The sequence below is a fragment of the Providencia sp. wls1914 genome (assembly GCF_009706645.1).
Taxonomy (GTDB): Bacteria; Pseudomonadota; Gammaproteobacteria; order Enterobacterales; family Enterobacteriaceae; genus Providencia; species Providencia zhijiangensis.
In genome coordinates, this window is record NZ_WLUN01000016.1 from 666,766 (window position 1) to 683,581 (window position 16,816).

The following is a 16,816-nucleotide window of genomic DNA, read 5'->3' on the forward strand; positions in this document are numbered from 1 at the left end:
TTGGTGGTTTGAATTTGAGCCAGTTTCGTTTATTGTGACCTTAGTCACTAATACGGCTGTACGAAATGGCTCAGCCGAGTAAAAGTTTTGAGAAACAAAATGCATAAAACAGATGAGTTACGAACTCAGCGAGTGGACAGTTTAATTACACCACAAGTGCTCGCTGAGGAATTTCCGATATCCCAAGCAATTGCCGATAACGTGACAGCGTCACGTAAAAGAATTGAAAAGATCCTATCCGGTGAAGACCTGCGCTTGCTGGTAATTGTAGGTCCTTGCTCTATTCATGATATTGATGCCGCAATTGAATACGCTAATAAGCTAAATACGTTACGTCAAAAATATCAAGATCGCTTAGAAATTGTCATGCGCACCTATTTTGAAAAACCGCGTACCGTTGTGGGCTGGAAAGGCTTAATTTCTGATCCGCATCTTGATAATTCATGTCAAGTAAACACCGGTATCCGCTTAGCGCGCAAACTTTTGATTGAAGTTAATCAATTAGGGTTAGCAACCGCCACCGAATTCCTCGACATGGTGACGGGGCAATATATTGCGGACTTAATTAGCTGGGGAGCGATTGGCGCTCGTACTACTGAAAGTCAGATCCACCGAGAAATGGCTTCGGCGCTCTCCTGTCCTGTTGGTTTTAAAAACGGTACAGATGGCAATATCAATATCGCTATTGATGCTATTCGTGCAGCCAAAGCGCAACATATGTTTTTATCGCCAGATAAGAGCGGGCAGATGACTATCTACCAAACCAGTGGTAACCCTCATGGGCATATCATTATGCGTGGTGGCAAGAAGCCTAACTATGAAGCGCAGTACATTTCACAAGCATGTGAAAAATTAAATGAATTTGGTTTAGCTGAGCATTTAGTGGTGGACTTCAGCCACGGTAACTGCCAGAAAATTCATCGTCGCCAATTAGATGTGGCACAAGATATCGCTCAACAAATTAAGCAAGGTTCCACAGCAATTAGTGGTGTGATGGCAGAAAGCTTCTTAAAAGAAGGTAATCAAAAAATCTGTGCAGGCCAACCTCTAGTTTATGGTCAATCGATTACCGATCCATGTTTAGGTTGGGAAGACACCGAACAGTTGATTGAAATTCTGGCTGACGCGGTTAACTTCCGCTTCAAATAAGTCTCGCGGTCCATAGCCAAAATAAGCGCTTTAAATTGTATTATAATCTAAAGCGCTTATCTCCATTCCTCGCCCAAATAAGTCACTACCAATACATTCATTCAACAATATAATCACCTTATAATCTCAATTATTTTAATATTATTAACCGAAAAACACTTGATGCCGTCATTTTATTAACGATAATGATTCTCGTTTTTAACTATATGCTACCCATAGATAATTTTTTTATTATCTTGGCTGCTAGAATCATATTACTCAGGAAAGGATTTCCTAATGGCGCTTACATTGAGATCAGCATCAACTTCAGGTGCTTCACACAGCAAAGTATTTTCTTTATCAACATTAACCGTCGCCCTTGCTATGACTGGGTTCAGTACTGCAAGTTTTGCCGCCGACGATATCATTCACGTCACCACCACTCCATTGAGCCACGAAAAGTTTGCCGTTGCTGAGCAATTTGAGGTGATTGACGCAACCGCACCAGAACAACAAACCGCCACATCTGCGCTCGACCTATTAAAAGGTCAGGCTGGTATTTTTGTGACGGGTGCTGGCAGTACCTATGGACAGTCAGTGCAGATGCGAGGCTACGACTCCCGTGGTGTCAAAATTATGGTGGATAATGTGGTTCAGGATTTTAATTCTGGCTTATTTGATGCCACACTGATTGATCCCTCACTGATCAGTAAAGCCTATGTACATAAAGGCGCATCTTCTGTACAACACGGCAGCGGCGCGCTTGCTGGCGTTATTTCCCTTAAAACCCTCAGCGCTTCAGAAGTGTTAGCACCCGGACAAAATATCGGAGGGCGCTTATTTAGTGGTATCAACCGTAATGATCATGGTTATTATGCGGGGGGAACATTACTTGGGCGCAGTGATTCTGTTGATGCCCTACTCAGCTATAGCCAACGCAAAAAATATTTAATGGCATCAATTGATTCAGCCCCTTTTGATAACCAAGAAAAGATCCATAATTGGATGTTTAAAACCACCTGGATGGCAAACCCTGCTTATCACCTTGGATTACAGCTGAGAGAGTATCGCAATGATGGGCTAAGCCTTAAACAACCGGCTTCCGTAGATACAAAGAAACAGATGTTCCCAAATACCCCAACTCAACGTAATGCTCATCAGCGTGATATCCTCATTAATCAGGCTTTTAAACCGACAAACAAGCTTCAATGGGAAGGTGAATGGGATATTTATTATACTGATCTCAGCCTAAGCCAATTAGATTTAGTTAAAGCCGCTAAAAAACCAACGGAGTATGGTGCCGAAAGTCGTAATCAATATACCTATGGTTCTAAATTTTCAAACCACTTTACTTTACCTGTATCGAGCTGGGCATACAGCAATATTCAAAGCGGTATTGAACACTATCAACAAAAACAAAAACCGAATCAATATGCAATTAGCTATCCACCCACAGAGTTATCAAATACCTCCGGTTGGCTAAACAATGAACTCACGTTTGCCCATGTGCCTGTGACGCTTTCAGCTGGAACGCGTTTTACACAATATAGTGTCAATCGCGATGGTTTTGCCAAAAGCAAACATACCAATTGGTCTTCACGTTTTGCCATTAGCGCGACACCAACGCATTGGCTAAGTCTTCATTCCTCGTATGCCGAAGGCTATCGCGCGCCAAGAATGGCGGAGTTGTACAATAACTCACTTCACTTTTCCACCAAATGGGCCGGCACTTCAGTCTTTAGAACGTCCCCTGATTTAAAACCAGAAACCAATAAAACTACAGAAGCAGGCCTAAAACTCAGCTTCGACGATTTTGTGTTAACGGGTGATACGCTCAGCTTTGGAACAACCTATTTCCATACTAAAGCTCATAACTACATTGCGATGCATAGCCAATATAAAAGGAAAGTGAACCGCGATTTATATTATGTCTGGTTCCCTGAAGAAATTTTCTATGCCAATGTGCCATCGGCCACCATTGCTGGTTTCGATAGCTTTATTCACTATCAGTCTCAGTGGTTTGATTTGAGCCTCAACCATAATTTAACCTCTGGAAAAGAAGATTTAGAAAATCACGCTCTTTCTTCTATTCGACCTGAATCGATGATGATTAAATTCAATGCACCTATAGCGAACACCGGAATTAATGTGGGCTGGACTGGCGAATTTGCCGCAAGAACAAAAATTACGGGAGATAGTACCTATAAACTGCCTGATAGAAAAAATTCTAACGATCTAGACCGCTACCGCCGTGAGATTTTCCAGCGGGCTGGTTATGGCGTTCATGATTTTTACGTAAACTACAAAGCCGACCAATTTGTCAAAGGGCTCAATACTACCCTAACCCTCAAGAATGCGTTTGATAGAAACTATGTCTCTTCTATGGACGTGCCTCAGGAAGGTCGTAATTTTTATTGGAATGTCAGTTATCAATGGTAATTAATAAGTAACTACATATTGAAATCAGGTTCATTTATCCCAATCTTAAATTCCATGGGTAAATGAACCTTTCAATACACGCACTATCGTTAAGAAAACAATTCACTTCGGAATTTCCTGTTAATTGTTATATTGTCTTGAAGTATTTTGTTCATTATTGCGTCAAATAAAATTTCAATAATTTACTTGGTTAATAAAATAGAACAGCACCAACAATAAATTTGAACAAGTCTATTGGCAGCTTAAATAAAGCTATACTCACTCACAAAAATAAACATAACTAATTGTATTTTATTAGCAATTAACATTCATTAATGTATGTTTAGTTTTTCGCATTTTAATGAAAACTATCGTAACAATAGTTATTCTCATTCAAAAACCGCACGATTAGCCTATCGATATATCGGAAAAAAAGGAAGAATAGACCATAATTTCATGAGTTATTATTAGTTATTAATGAACAATAGCCTACTAGAGTAGGAGGTAGATATGTCAGAAAGTGTAGTCAATGAAATCATTAGATGGCTTGAAAGCCAATTACAACGTAATGAAGGCATCAAAATTGATACTATCGCGGATAAAAGCGGGTATTCGAAATGGCATTTACAGCGTGTATTTAAAGAGCTTAAGGGCTGCACACTGGGTGAATATGTTCGTAAACGTCGCCTATTAGAAGCGGCTAAATCATTACGTGAAGGCAACTTACCTATTCTCGATATCGCGTTGCAATATGGCTTTAGCTCACAAGCGACATTTACCCGTATTTTCAAAAAACACTTTGATACTACCCCTGCTAAATTCCGTCAAGCAGGTGAGTTACCAGAATGCAAAACCTTTATGACTTGCAATTGCCATCATTAAGCGCGCATTAGATTTTCGTTACACCCTCAAACACCCATTCCAACGAAATCTATTTTTTGAGCCGATAAATAATCGGCTCTTTTTTTATCTCAGTTCGTTCACCAACCAACCTTCTAAATCTGCAAATTGTTCAGTCAATTCTGGCCACAATACGGTCATTTTTGCCATCAACTGACGCACAGTTTCCGTTTGATAGACTTGCCCCACGAGTTGCTGACTTAACCACTCCAATGGCGATGGTTCGAGACTGTCGGTGAAAAATTGGCAGCGCGTTATCACGCCTTTTTCAATATCAAAGTGGAATTCAATACCGCCCCATGGGAATCGAGTATCTGCCATATGACTAAAAGCTGGCGCTTGCCCAAAGTTCCATTCCCAGCTACTTTGCTTCGCGAATGTCTCTGCGAAATTAGGTAAATCAGGGAGTTTTTCCGGTGAAATATATTCTGGTTCCACTGTTTCACCGTAGTAGCTAAAGAAGCTATTTATGATCCCTTCACACACTTTTTCATGGGAAATATCAGGTACTAGCTCATTTAAGTTGGCAACGCGAGAACGTACTGACGTAATCCCTTTGGCTTGCAGTTTCTTAGGATCGGGATTGAGGTAGTTTGCTAGACGACTTAAATCGGTATTAATCAATAAAGTGCCATGGTGGAAGCCACGATCTTTAGTTTCACGGTAGGCTGAGCCTGAAATTTTTCTCGGGCCATTTTCGGTTTCAAGAACTAAATCATTGCGCCCAGATATTTCTGCGTGGATCCCGACTTGTGCCAGCCCATCCACAATAATTTGTGTTGAGATGGTTTTATCATATTCGGGTTTTCCTGCCATAAAAGTAAAACAGGTGTTCCCTAAATCTTGAAATACAGCCCCGCCACCACTGCTACGACGCGCTAACCGAACATTATCTTGTTCCATTTTACGGGTGTTACACTCTTTCCATGGATTTTGAGCACGACCGATGACCACGGTATCGGCATTACGCCATAGGAACATCACGCGTTGGTTGGCGGACATTTGGCGAAAAATAGTCTCTTCTACCGCTAAATTAAACCAAGGGTCGAAGGATTCAGAGATAAATAAACGTAATGTAGACATTCGGCTATCCTAAAAGCAAAACTTGCTCCTAAGATAGCATAATCACTGAAGAATTAATGAGGAATGAAACGAAATTAGATACGCCGAGCCTGCCAAAACACTTTTCGCCAATAGCTATTATCCATCGATGAGCGTATTACGCCTTTACTGGTGGATGCATGGATAAATGTGTTGTCCGTATCGTAAATCCCAACATGCAGGCCGTTTTCCCCTGATCCCGTTTTGAAGAATACCAAGTCACCCGGCATTAAATCCGATTTATCAATCCGCGTACCTAAACGCGTTTGGTCAACCGTCGTACGGGGGACTTCAATCGCAAAGCGGTCACTAAATGTTCGATAGACAAAGCCCGAGCAATCCACGCCGTTTTGGCTCATGCCACCATAATGATACGGCGTACCATACCATTGGCTTAGCTGGTCTTTGAGTTGAGCGATAGTCATGATTGGATCAGACAATTGGGTTTTCATTGGCGGTGCTGATGTCCGTTTTACGGATGAAGAGCAGCCAATCAACACGAGGCAACACAGCAATGGTAGGTATTTGAGATTCACTATCATAGCGTACCTTATAGATAACCCGTGGGTATAGATAACTAAAAAACAATCACCTTAAGTGATATCCTAATACGCGAGACTATAATGTACAACGCGCAGAAAATAAACACCTAAGGCTAATTATCTGATGCTATTTAGCTTTTTTGGTTAAAGGCTTGGAAGGTCGACTGATCAGCCATACGCCTAACAGAATAAACGCTATCCCCGCGGCTTTTAATCCAGTGGCAGGCTCATTGAACCATGGAAGCACCACTGCCAGTATATAAACAAACACATAGCTGAGACTGATAAGCGGGTAGGCTTTATTGAGCGCAATGTATTTTAACGCGAATAACCAGCACAACATTGATAACGCATAACAGACTAACCCGACAAAGATAATCCCTAAACTTGCCGCATTATCTGCTAGCCATTCTAGCTGCAACCAGTGCCAACCTAGAGAGAACGATGGAAGTTCCACAACTCCCGCTTTCAGACTAAGTTGTGCGACGGTGACTAATAGCGCGCTACCGAGTACCCATAAGTATCCTTTATTCATACACTTATACTCATCAGTAGTATCCCTATCATGATTGAGGCAACCCCAAGCCAGTGGTTTAGTCCAGTTTGCTCATGGTAGACAAATTGCCCTATCAATGTGACCAAGACGAAATTAATACTGAGCATCGGGTAGGCAATACTGAGTGGCATTGTTTCCAATAACTTTAGCCAAAACAGCATTCCCAATCCCAGCATTAATACCGCCAGCACCAACCAACGAATGGCAGATGCGGCTTTATTATGTTTGTCTCCTTGCCAAGTGACGACCGCTTGCTTTTGGGCAATTTGCCCAATGCAAGTCAACACACTGACAAGGAGTAATAGAAGTAATTGCGCTATCATTGTTTATGGTAAACCACTATTGCCATACGGGAATTCTTAATGACTTCATCCGGCTTAGGAATGTCTGGCAAACCTTCTTTTTTACCTAACAAGAACACCACGGTGACCTGCCCTTCTTGGCGAGCTTTCGCTAGCCATGCCGCAAATTCATCCGGTTTAACCAAACGATGCGCACTGTCTGGGTATTCCAAGCCATAGGTTAATTCACCGCTGCTATTATAGAGATAAATATTGGAATTTTTGGTTTCCCATGCCAGTCCCGCAGCCACTCCAACGTTACTTGCCATCAAATACTGGCTGTTCATCAAAAGATCATGATTTTGATGAATAAAATTCTGCGGTAACTTCGAGTCAATCGTGTTATTTGGCAATGCGCTACCAATACATAAACTGACTGCCAATGAGCAAGACGCCGCCCATAACCAGTATTTTGCATTCAGTACCGTGCAGAGATAACCGATGATCGCCCAAATCGAAAATGCGACAACACCCAGTACCATTTTTGACCATTCATCATGCTCATATAGGGGCTTTTTGATCACACTGCTGACAATAATCACCGCGATCACGGCGGCAATCCCGATAACAATGTTAATAATTCCGTTAGCTTTCAATGCCTTCATGGTGCCATTGCGTACACAATCCACACCATATTTCGCCATTAATAGCGCCAATGGCGCCATAAACGGCAGCATGTAAGTCGGTAATTTTCCGCGTGAAACACTGAAGAAAATCACCGGCACCACAAACCAACATAATAAAAAGAACATATCCGGGCTAGATTTACGCTCTTTCCATCCTTTAATTAAAGAGCCAGGTACTAAGCCCATCCACGGAATAGCCCCAAGCAAAATAATCGGAATGTAGTACCAGAATGGCGCGACGTGCTGAGCATCATCCGCCGTAAAGCGTTTCACATGCTCAACCCAGAAGAAGTAATTCCAGTAATCCGGTTCTTGTTTGGCTATTGCTAATGCCCATGGCAAGCTGATGATCACCGCAGTGATAATCGCTAATGGTCCATATTTGAGCATTTCAAGAAAACGTTTTTGATACAAGGTGATAGGTAGCATCACGATGACGGGAATGGCTAAGGCTAAAAAGCCTTTGGTCATGAATGCCATACCGCAAGCCAAGCCAAGAGCTCCCCACGCGGCGAGTTTGGTTTTAACCTCTCGAGCTTTCATTGCCCATAAGCAACAGAACATACTGGCGGCTATCCATAACGATAGCATCGGGTCGAGAACGCTGTATGTTCCTACTGCAAACACCAAGAACATCGAAATGTAGATGAAGCTTGCCACATAAGCAACATGGCTATTACGCCACATCATTTTTGCCATGCGGTAAACCAGCAGAGTGCTCAATAAAATACAGAAGACAGAACCGAAACGAACTGCAAAGTTTGTGTCACCAAAAATCATTTGGCTAATATTGTTGATCCAATACCCCGCCACTGGTTTTTCAAAGTAACGAATATCCAGCATGTACGGCACAATCCAGTCGCCGCGTTGTAGCATTTCGCGACTGATTTCCGCATAACGGGTTTCATCCGGCTGCCAAAGTAAACGGCTGTTTAACGGCAACAAATAGGTCAAGACAAAAAAAAGAGCCAGCAGAGAGGCTCCTACTTTGCTCGCTCGGTTATTCAACATGGGTATTTTATTCCTCTTCTTGGCAGCCCAGCCAACCTTCTCGTCCCGGGAATGGGGCGCGAACCACTCTTCCTTTTGGAAGCGTATTGATGTCTTCAGGCAACAATTCACTCAATGTACAGAATTGGATTTCTTCTTGCTTAATTCGTTCCAATAATTGTGAAAATTGTTGTGACTTTGACATTCCTTCCACTTCCGTATGGATAGTGTAAACAGGAACACCTTGGTCATCTTTGATTGCTTGAAGAATAAAATCATTAAATTCTTCGTCCGCTACCACTGTACCAACGACTTCATCGTAGGTCGGTAACGTCACAGGAATTTGCACTGTTCCCAACGAACCATCACGTAGAATAGGTCTAAATGGGAATTTTCCACGGCAGTCGCTGTTGTAGTCAAAATTAAACCCTTGTTTAACTTCAAGTACACGCTCGTCACCACGCCACCCTGCTACCGCTGAACAAGTGACTCGTTGACCTGTCGCGTTGTGCAGTGCGTCGACACCCAATTTCACTTGTTCAGTGAGTTGAGCCTCGCTCCATTTAGCCACTTTGGCTTGCCATCCTTGATGATCCCACGCATGTAAGCCGACTTCGTGCCCTGCTTCCAAGGTTTGTTTCATCAGATAGCCTAAATCTTTGGCGATTTTTTTACCCGGCCACGCAGTACCTGCCAGTAAAATATCTAAACCATACAAAGATGCCGCATTCGACCGTAGCATTTTCCACAGAAATTTAGGACGCAAAAGGCGCCATAAATGGCGCCCCATATTATCGGGTCCTACACTGAAGAAAAAGCTGGCCTGAATATCATGCTCTTTGAGCACTTTAAGTAATTGAGGAACCCCTTTCAATGTACCTTGATAGGTGTCCACATCGATTCTCAAGCCAACTTTTTTCATTATTTTTTGCTTTCCAGCTCTTCTACAGCACCCTGTAAGAAGAAGTCTAATGTTTCTTCAATGGTATCTTTCATGTCGATCGTCGGAACCCAGTCAAGTAAACGACGTGCGTTTTCAACACTTGGTTTACGATGCTCAACGTCTTGGTAACCTTGACCATAGTAGCTAGCGCTTTCGATTTCACGGAAGCCAGCAAATGGAGGGAATTTGCTACGAGCCGGGTGTTTTTCGAAGCTTTCTAACAGCATTTCCGCTAACTGACGAATACTTGCTTCGTTAGTTGGGTTACCGATGTTGATGATTTGACCATCACATTTGCCGTCTTTGTTTTCAATGATGCGGAACAGTGCTTCGATACCATCTTTGATATCTGTGAAGCAGCGTTTTTGCGCACCACCATCGACTAACTTGATTGGTGAACCTTCAACTAAGTTCAGGATCAGCTGAGTGATTGCACGTGAGCTACCAATACGCGCAGAGTTCAGGCTGTCTAAACGTGGTCCCATCCAGTTAAATGGACGGAATAAGGTGAATTTCAGACCTTCTTTCGCGCCGTATGCCCAGATAACTCGGTCAAGTAACTGTTTAGATACAGAGTAAATCCAACGTTGTTTGTTGATTGGACCAACGATCAGACGAGATTCGTCTTCATCAAACTCTTTATCATCACACATACCATAAACTTCAGAAGTTGATGGGAAAATGATGCGTTTGTTGTATTTCACGCAGTAACGAACAACTTTCAGGTTTTCTTCGAAGTCTAATTCGAATACACGCAGTGGGTTACGGGTATATTCGATTGGTGTCGCGATAGCAACCAGTGGCAGAATAACGTCACATTTTTTGATGTGGTATTCAATCCACTCAGTGTGGATGCTTACGTCACCTTCGATAAAGTGGAAACGAGGGTTACCAATGAAACGTTCAATTGCAGATGAACCAATATCCATACCATAGATATCGTAGTTGTCATCTTGCAACAGGCGCTCAGTTAAGTGGTTACCGATAAAGCCGTTCACACCTAAGATCAGAACACGTTTACGACGCTTAACTTGCGCAGTTGGTTTAGCACCAACGCGAACGTCAGTCACGATGCCCATTTCGTTAGCCAGACGGTTGCCTTGCATGTACAGACCAGTTTCGCTTTGACCGCTAACGATTTCCAGTGCGCCTTGACCACATGCGATACGCAGTGGGTCGCTAGATAATACGGTACCCGCAGCTTTACCTTGGTTATCATCTAATACACGAGCACGCCATACGATCATTTTACGTGCACCTAAATAGGTGAACGCGCCTGGGTATGGTTCAGTCACTGCGCGGATCAGGCAGCTAATTTCTTTCGCGCTGCGGCTCCAGTCGATTTGACCATCATCAGCACAACGACGACCGAAGTAGCTTGCTTGGCTCTCATCTTGAGCAACAGTTTTGTAGCTGCCCGCTTCGATTAATGGCAGAGTTTTATCTAACAGAACTTCTGCTGCTTCACGGACTTTCGCATGCAGAGTCAGGGCAGTATCAGTATCCGTGATAGCCACTTTTTCTTGCGCTACGATATCGCCAGCATCAGCTTTAGCAACCATTTTGTGCAGCGTTACGCCAGTTTCACTTTCACCATTTAACAGTGCCCAGTTGATTGGTGCACGACCACGGTATTTAGGCAGTAAAGAACCGTGCAGGTTGAAAGCGCCTTTCGGTGCTAATGCTAACAGTTCTTCGCTTAACATATCGCGATAGTAGAAAGAGAAAATCACATCGGGTTTCATCTCACGAATACGTTCAATCCACAGTGGGTGGTTAACGTTTTCTGGAGCGAAAACAGGAAGTTCCATATCTGCACTGACACGAGCTACAGAAGAGTAAAAGTGGTTTTCATTTGGATCATCAGTGTGTGTAAATACTGCCTGAATATCAAAACCCGCTTTCTCAAGCGCTTTTATCCCTACACAGCCAATATCATGATAGGCAAAAACAATAGCTTTCATTAGTTTTCTTCCTGATTTTTGTCGGTTTTAAGGTCTGCACCGACGACTTTTTGAATAAAATAACGAGGTCTCGCGCGCACATCATTATAGATCCTACCGATGTATTCGCCCAATAATCCCATAGCAACAAACTGTGCGCCGATAAACATAAAGAGTATCGCAAACAGTGTAAATACGCCGTCAGCTGCCCAGCTCGCACCGAACAGTAAACGTAAAACAATTAACAACACTGCCAGCACAAAGCCGCCAGCAGCGATAATGCTACCAACCACGCTTAACAAACGCAGAGGCGCAGTCGTTAAACAAGTTAATAAGTCATACATTAAATTAATCAGCTTCATAAAGCTGTATTTTGAATCACCAAACTCGCGCTCAGCATGCGCTACATCAATTTCGATGGTTCTACGCGCAAAGGTATTCGCTAAAATAGGAATAAATGTGCTGCGTTCATGGCATTGAAGCATCGCTTCAATGATGTGACGGCGATAAGCGCGCAGCATACAACCATAGTCACCCATTGAACGACCGGTCGCCTTGGTGATCATTGCATTGATCATTTTTGACGCCGTTTTGCGGAACCATGAATCTTGACGATTAGCACGACGAGTACCAACAACATCATAGCCTTGAGCCGCTGTTTGTACTAAACGAGGGATCTCTTCCGGTGGGTTTTGTAAGTCCGCATCAAGAGTGATAACTAAGTCGCCATCCGCTTGATTGAAACCCGCCATGATCGCAGAGTGTTGACCATAGTTGCGGTTTAAAATGATCGCAATCACATGGTTATCTGGATTTTCAGCCGCTTCAACCAACATTTTTGCAGAACGGTCGCTACTTCCATCGTCAACTAGAATTAACTCATAAGCTTGAGTCAGTTGTTTACAGGACTTAATCGTACGTTCTAACAGTTGAGGCAAACTTTGCTCTTCGTTATAAACAGGGATTACCACTGAGACTTTTTTAATCTCATCAAATTCATCAGCTAATGACACTATTTTGACTCCAAAAGGACTGTATTAATCGCACTTACTACCCGTTCAACATCCGCGTCAGTCATGTCTGGGAACAGAGGCAATGAGCAAAGCGTTGCACTATTCCATGTTGATTCTGGCAATGACAGCTCTGGGTATTTTTCGCGGTAATATTTTTGTGTATGAGCCGCACGGAAATGTAATCCCGTACCAATATTATGCTCTTTTAGCTTCTCCATAAATGCATCGCGGTCAATGCCACACACAGATTCATCAACACGTACCATAAATAAGTGGTTAGCGTGTAAATGTGGGTATTCTGGCACAGATAACATTTGTAATGGAGAGTCTTTTAGTAACTCACGGTAGCGTGCCGTCAGTTCAGCTCGACGCTGGTTTAAATACTCAACGCGGGATAATTGTACTACTGCAATCGCCGCATGAATATCAGATAGGTTATATTTGAAACCTGGCTCAACCACTTCGGCTTGCGGTTTACGGCCTTGCATTTGGCGATCAAACGCATCTACACCTAAACCATGAAATTTTAATGCACGAACACGCTGAGCAAGTGCATCATCGTCAGTGGCGACTAGACCACCTTCAGCACAGGTTACGTTTTTGATTGCATGGAATGAAAAAATGGCAGTGCCCTTCTCACCAATCCACTCATTTTTATAACGTGTTCCGACTGCATGAGCCGCATCTTCAATGAGGTAAACACCTGCTTTTTTCGCGATGGCACGCAGGGCATCTAAATCACAAGGCGCACCCGCATAATGAACAGGGATAATTGCCTTCGTTTTGCTCGTTAAGGCTTTTTCTACTGCTTCTGGCTGAATCATGAGGGTATCACGATCAACATCAATCATAACTGGCGTTGCACCTAGCAGCTCAATCATATTGATAGTTGAAACCCATGTTTGTGACGGAGTGATAACCTCATCACCAGGACCGATACCCAGCGCCATCAAAACAACATGCATACCTGCAGTTGCCGATGCAAGGGCAATCGCATGCTTGCAACCATAACGTTTGCAAAAATCTTCTTCTAATTGATGATTCTGTGGGCCTGTAGTTATCCAGCCTGAACGCAGAACGTTTTCTACTGCCTTAACCTCTTCATCCCCGATTGCTGGTTTTGAAAACGGAAGGAAATTGCTCATATTGTCTGTAGCCTAGTTTCATTATGAATAGGATATTCTAGTTAAAATTACTTTAACCGAACCTCAACACCAGTCATCATTACTGCAATAATTGCCGTGATACGGGCAATAAGAACACGATTAGCTAATTAGTATGATCGTTAATTTGCCATACTTTATTCGATGAGCTCTGATTGAGTTTTATATCAGCCATAAATACATCTGACAAATGACTTTCTGTCATGACATTGTCAGGCTCACCTTCATAGATAATCGCGCCTTTCTTCATCATCCAAATTCGACTTGCATTTTTATAAGAATGACTAAGATTATGTCCACTCATTATAACTGTTCCTGCGCAATGACAAAAACATTTCACCCATTTATCTAGCATTCCTTGCTGAATAATATCTAAATTGTTTATTGGTTCATCAAATAAGATTATTTTTCCGCTCAAACAGTCCCGATCCCATACCTGCAAAAATACAGCGACTATCCGAATTCGCTGCCATTCCCCACCTGATAATTGGCTAATAGGTTTAGATAGCAATGGTGAAAGTTGAAAATCTTCGCATAATTCGCTAAAAATTGCGGGCGGAACGACATGCTGCTCAATAAACAAGGATAAGTATTGAAACACTTTTAAACTTGGTAAAATACCCGTTTGCTGTGTGAGATAAGAGCGAAACCTTGCAAGATCTTGAACAGCATAATCTTTCAGATTCACACGATTAAAAAAAATCGCTCCTGTGTAAGATATGCAACCACTCAACACTGAAAGTAATGTGCTTTTTCCTGCTCCATTCGCACCCAATAGATGTATCTGCTCCCCTGCAAAAATGGGCTGGTTAATACCTCGTAACCGGCTTCCCACAGTCAGATTTTGCGTTTCAATCATCACTGTTTTATTCATATTATTGTCGCCACGTATGATTTTTGACGAGAAGATAAATAAAAATAGGGGCGCCCAAGGTCGCGGTAATCACGCCTATCGGAATTTCAGCATTATCTATCAATAATCGGGATAACAAATCTGCAATTAATAAGCTTAGCGCCCCAGCAATTGCACAGGCTGGTAATAAAAAACGGTTATCAGTGATCCCACTTAGCCTTAATATATGGGGGATCACTAATCCTATAAAACTAATTGCCCCCGCAATTGCCACGCTGAGTCCAATTAATATTCCAGTAATGATAATTAATATTAATCGCCAACGATGCGTAGAAATACCCAATTGATAAGCTTGAATATCACCCAGCAATAAATAATTTAAAATTCTTCCCTGAGTTATGGCCCAAAATAAAAATGGGAGGCAAGCAATGACTAATCCTATTTGACGCCAATCAACACCACTGAAGCTGCCCATCATCCAATACAGTAATTGGCGTAAATCTAGATTACTGCTCATGTAGACCATCCATGTCATGCACGCACCGCTGATCACACCAAGCGCAACACCAACTAATAATAAGCTGGCATTATTCAAATGTTGATGACGAGCAAAATAGAGTAAAACGCCCGTGAGGACTAAAGCGCCAATAATGGCACTTATGCTAACTAACCAATAGTAGGTAACTCCTGAGGAGAGCAATACAGTAAAAACAACCGCAACTCCAGCACCATTACTGATCCCTAGCAATCCCGGTTCCGCCAATGGGTTCTCAAATAATGCTTGCATAATGGCGCCCGTTACTGCCAATGATGCACCAATGGTGATAACTGCAAGAAGTCGAGGTAAGCGAATTTGCCAGACAAATAATTGTGCAGAATCATCCATCCATTGGTTCGGCCAATACCAAATTTCCCCTGCACTGAGCGATAGCATTGCAATGATACAAAGACTCAGTAACAACAAAATAATCAACCCCATATCGGATTGATGTTGTTTTTTTTGTAAGTTTTTCAAGGAAATAGTCATTACATTTACAATAATTATCTTTCATTAAAAAATAAGCGCGTTTTATATAAGAGAGAGCATAAGAAAAAATTTAAACTGCTGCCAATTTTAATTCCACTTTTAACCACAATGAGGGTTTGCATATGGCACTAAGCACAGTTAATAATTCCCCCAAATCATCGCTCTCTACATTCGACGTAAAAGAAACTGGCCAAACTGAAAATAAGGCTAACAGCCATTTTAAAACATCGCTAAGAAAAGTAACTCAATCATTTACTAGCTTTTTTTCTTTACTTTTTAGTTGCCAAAGCAAACAAGTAAGCAAGAAAAAAACTGTTTCAGATGAAGCCTTTGTTATGATTAGCCTTCCGAACAAGGGGGCATCATCTCGCGCGGTTTCCTTTGCAGATGAAACTTCCGCAAAAAACTTATCACCTCAAGATGGCATCATTCCCAAAGCGGGTTTAACCGGGAATCCTCGAGTCGATGCGGCACGAGCTGCTGCATTAAACGCAGTCGCTCAACATAAAGCCCAGCGTGCAGAAAAAACACGAAAAAACGAAACCGATAAATTGCAGCAAAGCAATGAGCTACTCATTAATAATTATGACCGTCTTTCTGACATAGATAGAGAGAAAAATCACGCCATTAACCTGCTTGGTTGTAAGATTCTTAAACATAATGAGTATGCAACAAGTGAAGGTATACTTCGTACTGAAGGTAGCAAAAATGCTGTCAGTGAACTCGTTAATATGATAAATGACCCGAATGGCCATCTTACACTCGCCGTGAACTGTTCTTTACAAACATTAACCAGCGCGTTTAAAAAAATAGCTGGGGAATTACTCAGAAAAACTAACAACATCGACTTCAAATCAGATATTTCATTTGATGATTTACAAGCTTGTGCTGATGCAGTTAAAAACAAAGAAGATGTGACCCAACAAATTAAAAATAGTGAACAATTAAAAAATAAAGCCCCTTCGATTTTAAAAAACTGCGACAAAAGGATCCACAGTGCATTGAGTCGCCTAGCACCACCGCCATTAACATTGCAACTTGTTACTCGCTTTTGCGCTCTCATTTCCAATGATGAGGCATCCCATAAAATGTCCATCAGAAATTTAGCTATGATTTTCGCACCGCACTTGATCAATACAAGCAGTACACCGCAACATAATAGTCAGGAATCTCTTGCTGAGCTTCGAAAAGAAGCTGAAGTAACTAAACTCGCTGAAAATTATATTGCCGCGTTAATCCATCAAGAGAAAAGTCTATTTCACCGTATTTAAA

The 16,816-nt window shown here is 42.2% G+C and carries 13 protein-coding genes and 2 pseudogenes; 4 read left to right on the top strand and 11 right to left on the bottom strand.

Features of this window, described 5'->3' with window-relative positions; all coding sequences use genetic code 11:
- Window positions 1-99 precede the first annotated feature (99 nt).
- From GKR74_RS13805 to GKR74_RS13815, 3 genes are all read left to right on the top strand, one after another.
- Window positions 100-1,149, top strand: coding sequence for a 3-deoxy-7-phosphoheptulonate synthase (locus GKR74_RS13805; protein WP_154604009.1), 1,050 nt, complete (start codon window positions 100-102; stop codon window positions 1,147-1,149).
- A 276-nt stretch (window positions 1,150-1,425) separates the two neighbouring features.
- Window positions 1,426-3,567 (top strand): TonB-dependent receptor domain-containing protein, encoded by a 2,142-nt coding sequence (locus GKR74_RS13810; RefSeq protein ID WP_154604010.1) that lies wholly within the window; start codon window positions 1,426-1,428, stop codon window positions 3,565-3,567.
- Between the two features lie 489 nt (window positions 3,568-4,056).
- Complete coding sequence (locus GKR74_RS13815) at window positions 4,057-4,428, top strand: helix-turn-helix domain-containing protein (RefSeq protein ID WP_006813273.1); 372 nt, start codon at window positions 4,057-4,059, stop codon at window positions 4,426-4,428.
- 84 nt (window positions 4,429-4,512) lie between these two features.
- On the opposite strand, the gene GKR74_RS13820 is transcribed toward GKR74_RS13815, so the two are convergent.
- The 11 genes and pseudogenes from GKR74_RS13820 to btuC form a co-directional block, all read right to left on the bottom strand.
- Window positions 4,513-5,529, bottom strand: coding sequence for a lipoate--protein ligase A (locus GKR74_RS13820; RefSeq protein ID WP_154604011.1), 1,017 nt, complete (start codon window positions 5,527-5,529; stop codon window positions 4,513-4,515).
- A 74-nt stretch (window positions 5,530-5,603) separates the two neighbouring features.
- Window positions 5,604-6,089 carry a C40 family peptidase gene (locus tag GKR74_RS13825; protein WP_154604012.1) on the bottom strand — a complete coding sequence of 162 codons (486 nt, stop codon included), beginning with the start codon at window positions 6,087-6,089 and terminating at the stop codon, window positions 5,604-5,606.
- Window positions 6,090-6,216: 127 nt separating this feature from the next.
- A complete protein-coding gene (gene arnF / locus GKR74_RS13830; protein WP_154604013.1) occupies window positions 6,217-6,624 on the bottom strand; it encodes a 4-amino-4-deoxy-L-arabinose-phosphoundecaprenol flippase subunit ArnF in 408 nt (135 codons plus the stop codon).
- Window positions 6,582-6,968: pseudogene (arnE, locus tag GKR74_RS13835) on the bottom strand (4-amino-4-deoxy-L-arabinose-phosphoundecaprenol flippase subunit ArnE). Before arnE ends, arnF begins: the two are co-directional and overlap by 43 nt.
- Window positions 6,962-8,623: pseudogene (gene arnT / locus GKR74_RS13840) on the bottom strand (lipid IV(A) 4-amino-4-deoxy-L-arabinosyltransferase). The pseudogenes arnE and arnT overlap by 7 nt, the downstream one beginning before the upstream one ends.
- Window positions 8,624-8,630: 7 nt before the next feature.
- The gene (gene arnD / locus GKR74_RS13845) at window positions 8,631-9,524 is read right to left on the bottom strand and encodes a 4-deoxy-4-formamido-L-arabinose-phosphoundecaprenol deformylase (RefSeq protein ID WP_154604016.1); all 894 of its coding nucleotides are present in this window, start codon (window positions 9,522-9,524) and stop codon (window positions 8,631-8,633) included.
- A complete protein-coding gene (arnA, locus tag GKR74_RS13850) occupies window positions 9,524-11,509 on the bottom strand; it encodes a bifunctional UDP-4-amino-4-deoxy-L-arabinose formyltransferase/UDP-glucuronic acid oxidase ArnA (RefSeq protein ID WP_108479020.1) in 1,986 nt (661 codons plus the stop codon). The genes arnD and arnA overlap by 1 nt, the downstream gene beginning before the upstream one ends.
- Window positions 11,509-12,501 (bottom strand): undecaprenyl-phosphate 4-deoxy-4-formamido-L-arabinose transferase, encoded by a 993-nt coding sequence (gene arnC, locus GKR74_RS13855; RefSeq protein ID WP_036950457.1) that lies wholly within the window; start codon window positions 12,499-12,501, stop codon window positions 11,509-11,511. The genes arnA and arnC overlap by 1 nt, the downstream gene beginning before the upstream one ends.
- Window positions 12,501-13,646 carry a UDP-4-amino-4-deoxy-L-arabinose aminotransferase gene (gene arnB, locus GKR74_RS13860; protein WP_154604017.1) on the bottom strand — a complete coding sequence of 382 codons (1,146 nt, stop codon included), beginning with the start codon at window positions 13,644-13,646 and terminating at the stop codon, window positions 12,501-12,503. Before arnB ends, arnC begins: the two co-directional genes overlap by 1 nt.
- Window positions 13,647-13,770: 124 nt before the next feature.
- Window positions 13,771-14,538 carry a vitamin B12 ABC transporter ATP-binding protein BtuD gene (locus GKR74_RS13865; protein ID WP_154604018.1) on the bottom strand — a complete coding sequence of 256 codons (768 nt, stop codon included), beginning with the start codon at window positions 14,536-14,538 and terminating at the stop codon, window positions 13,771-13,773.
- A gap of 1 nt (window position 14,539) precedes the next feature.
- On the bottom strand, window positions 14,540-15,544 hold the full coding sequence (btuC, locus tag GKR74_RS13870; RefSeq protein ID WP_154604019.1) for a vitamin B12 ABC transporter permease BtuC: 1,005 nt from the start codon (window positions 15,542-15,544) through the stop codon (window positions 14,540-14,542).
- 122 nt (window positions 15,545-15,666) lie between these two features.
- On the opposite strand from btuC, the gene GKR74_RS13875 reads away from it, so the two are divergent.
- The gene (locus GKR74_RS13875) at window positions 15,667-16,815 is read left to right on the top strand and encodes a RhoGAP domain-containing protein (protein ID WP_154604020.1); all 1,149 of its coding nucleotides are present in this window, start codon (window positions 15,667-15,669) and stop codon (window positions 16,813-16,815) included.
- Window position 16,816: the final 1 nt, after the last annotated feature.

What these genes read in the sequence shown, in the direction of transcription:
- GKR74_RS13805 (WP_154604009.1), top strand. Translation starts at nt 100, where the DNA reads ATGCATAAAACAGATGAGTTACGAACTCAGCGAGTGGACAGTTTAATT.
- GKR74_RS13810 (WP_154604010.1), top strand. Translation starts at nt 1,426, where the DNA reads ATGGCGCTTACATTGAGATCAGCATCAACTTCAGGTGCTTCACACAGC.
- GKR74_RS13815 (WP_006813273.1), top strand. Translation starts at nt 4,057, where the DNA reads ATGTCAGAAAGTGTAGTCAATGAAATCATTAGATGGCTTGAAAGCCAA.
- GKR74_RS13820 (WP_154604011.1), bottom strand. Translation starts at nt 5,529, where the DNA reads ATGTCTACATTACGTTTATTTATCTCTGAATCCTTCGACCCTTGGTTT.
- GKR74_RS13825 (WP_154604012.1), bottom strand. Translation starts at nt 6,089, where the DNA reads ATGATAGTGAATCTCAAATACCTACCATTGCTGTGTTGCCTCGTGTTG.
- arnF (WP_154604013.1), bottom strand. Translation starts at nt 6,624, where the DNA reads ATGAATAAAGGATACTTATGGGTACTCGGTAGCGCGCTATTAGTCACC.
- arnD (WP_154604016.1), bottom strand. Translation starts at nt 9,524, where the DNA reads ATGAAAAAAGTTGGCTTGAGAATCGATGTGGACACCTATCAAGGTACA.
- arnA (WP_108479020.1), bottom strand. Translation starts at nt 11,509, where the DNA reads ATGAAAGCTATTGTTTTTGCCTATCATGATATTGGCTGTGTAGGGATA.
- arnB (WP_154604017.1), bottom strand. Translation starts at nt 13,646, where the DNA reads ATGAGCAATTTCCTTCCGTTTTCAAAACCAGCAATCGGGGATGAAGAG.
- GKR74_RS13865 (WP_154604018.1), bottom strand. Translation starts at nt 14,538, where the DNA reads ATGAATAAAACAGTGATGATTGAAACGCAAAATCTGACTGTGGGAAGC.
- btuC (WP_154604019.1), bottom strand. Translation starts at nt 15,544, where the DNA reads ATGACTATTTCCTTGAAAAACTTACAAAAAAAACAACATCAATCCGAT.
- GKR74_RS13875 (WP_154604020.1), top strand. Translation starts at nt 15,667, where the DNA reads ATGGCACTAAGCACAGTTAATAATTCCCCCAAATCATCGCTCTCTACA.